General features: G+C 39.3%; 1 protein-coding gene. It reads right to left on the bottom strand.

The genetic code is table 11. The annotated features are described in order from the left end of the window. Positions 1-2,524: DNA polymerase III subunit alpha (locus IKV95_RS05905; protein WP_287451504.1), on the bottom strand; the 2,524-nt coding region annotated here is incomplete at both ends.

Genomic DNA, 2,524 nt, shown 5'->3' with positions numbered 1-2,524 from the left:
CTTTTTAAGTTGATGTGGATAACTTGTTAATGGATGCTCTGACAGATAAGTGCCTAAATACTCTTTTTCTTGTGTTAAACGATCAACTGCTGGCATTTCTTCCATCTCAGTATATTTTGGTTTCAAGGCCAATTTACCACCACCCAGATCACCGAATAAGTCAACCGGGGAATCACCCTTACGACTTAATTCCGCTAGGTTTAAAGCCGCTTCAATTGAGGCCAACAATGTCGTTCTGGTTTTGCCCCATTCATCGCATGCACCTGCTAATATTAATGCTTCTAAAATTGGTTGTGTTGTTACTTTCGCCGGTAAGCGTCGACAAAAGTCAAAGAAATCTGTATATTTACCAGCTGTTTTACGCTCTTCGACAATAACTCTAACTGTTTGTGCCCCAACTTTTTTTATGCTGGATAGTGCGTATCGAATGCTGCCATTTTCATTACTGAAGAAACTAAAACTCGCATTGACAGAAGGCGGCAACAATTTTATATCACGTTGACGACTTTCAGCAATATAAGTCTCAATTTTATTATCATCACCTGAAACAGATGTCATTAACGCTGAATAAAAAGCAGCAGGATAATGTGCCTTGAGGTAGGCAAGTTGGAAAGCAATTTTTGCATAAGCAACAGAGTGAGAACGGTTAAAACCATAATTGGCAAAACGGACGATTAAATCATAAACATCCTCTGCTATTTTTTCATCCACTTGTTGTTTTTGCGCACCAGCTATAAAATGTTCACGTTGTTCTTGTAGTACCTCAGCTTTTTTCTTACTTACTGCCCGACGTAACATATCGGCTTCTCCCAAACTAAAACCAGCAAGTGCTGAAGCAATTTGCATGATCTGTTCTTGATAAACAATGACGCCATAAGTTGGTTCTAAAATCGCTTCTAAAGCTGGGTGCGTATAGGTTACCTTTTCTTTCCCATGTTTACGAGCAATAAATGTACTGATTTGCTCCATTGGACCTGGACGATATAACGCATTAACCGCTACAACATCTTCAAAAGAAGTTGGAATTAGACGTTGAAGTACCCGTCGAATACCTGGTGATTCAAATTGAAAAACACCGTTTGTATCGCCTGCTTGAAAGAGTTTTAAAGTGTCTGCATCATTCAAAGAAATTTTCTCAATATCAAATGCCGGATTTTCAAAACGAACGGCTTTAATAATTGTTGCCAACATCGTCAAATTTCTTAAGCCTAAATAATCCATTTTCAATAAACCAATCGCTTCAATATCCCCCATTGGATATTGTGTAAGCAATGCATCACCACTCCCTTGTTGTAGAGGCACATAATCAATCAAAGGAGCATCGCTAATTATTACACCTGCCGCATGTGTTGACATGTGTCTTGGTAATCCTTCGATTGTTGTCGCTATTCGCCATATTTCTTCATTACGTTTAGACATCTTTATATGACGTACAAGTGCTTTCGATTCCGCTTCAGCACCTTTTAAAGTTAGCCCCACCTGTGCAGGCAAGAGATTAGACCACTCACTTAATTCTACACGATTCAATCCAAATACACGTGCCGTATCACGAATAGCAGCTTTAGCCGCCAACGTTCCAAATGTACCAATTTGCGCAACATGCTGCACACCATATTTTTCGACTGTATAAGTGATGAGTTCATCACGACGGTTATCAGGAAAATCCAAATCAATATCAGGCATGGAAACGCGTTCCGGGTTTAAAAAACGTTCGAATAACAAACGATAGGCAATCGGATCAACATCTGTAATTTTCAACACGTAGGATACTAATGAACCTGCTGCTGATCCACGCCCTGGCCCTGTTAAGATACCTTTGCTTTGGGCATAAAACATCAAATCCCAAACAATTAAAAAATAATCATCAAAACCCATTTCAGAGATAACCTTCAACTCATAAGAAAGACGCTCTTGATAAATTGCACTCGGGTTTTCAAATCTTTCTGCCAAACCTTTATACGCCAGTTCATGCAGATAATTAGCTGCCGTTTTTCCTTCAGGCGTAACATATTTAGGTAACAGCTTTTGATGCAACTCAATGTTTACATCTGTTGATGCAGCTATTTCATTTGTTCGCTTTAATGCAGCACGCATTGGTTCGGTAAACCAGCGTTTTTCTAGCTCGATTGGGCTGATTAGATACTGTTCACCTTCTGTTGGTAATGTTTCCCAATCAATAATCTCATTGTCACGGATGGCCTTTAGCACAGACATACTCTTAACATCTGCTGGATAAAGATAACGTACGTCACTGATTACCACGGTGCGCTCCGTTTCATTAAAAGCCCAAGCAGTTATACTGGAATCAGGTTGGCTCACTCCCAAATAAGCATCTGGATAACTTTCAAGCAACATACTGCGCTGTTCTGGCAACAGATTTGTTATTTCCCCATTTTCGACAGGCAAAATAATCACAATATTTTTTGAATACGCATCAAACCAATTTTTAGGTAAAAATGCTCGTTCTTCCGTTTGTAAAGCACTCGTCAACTTCATCAGTTCATGATAACCCTCTGTATTTTTT

This window comes from Brochothrix sp., assembly GCF_017549435.1.
GTDB classification, from domain to species: domain Bacteria; phylum Bacillota; class Bacilli; order Lactobacillales; family Listeriaceae; genus Brochothrix; species Brochothrix thermosphacta.
Note: the sequence above shows the minus strand (reverse complement) of the source record. Positions and strands in the feature narration are given on the sequence as shown.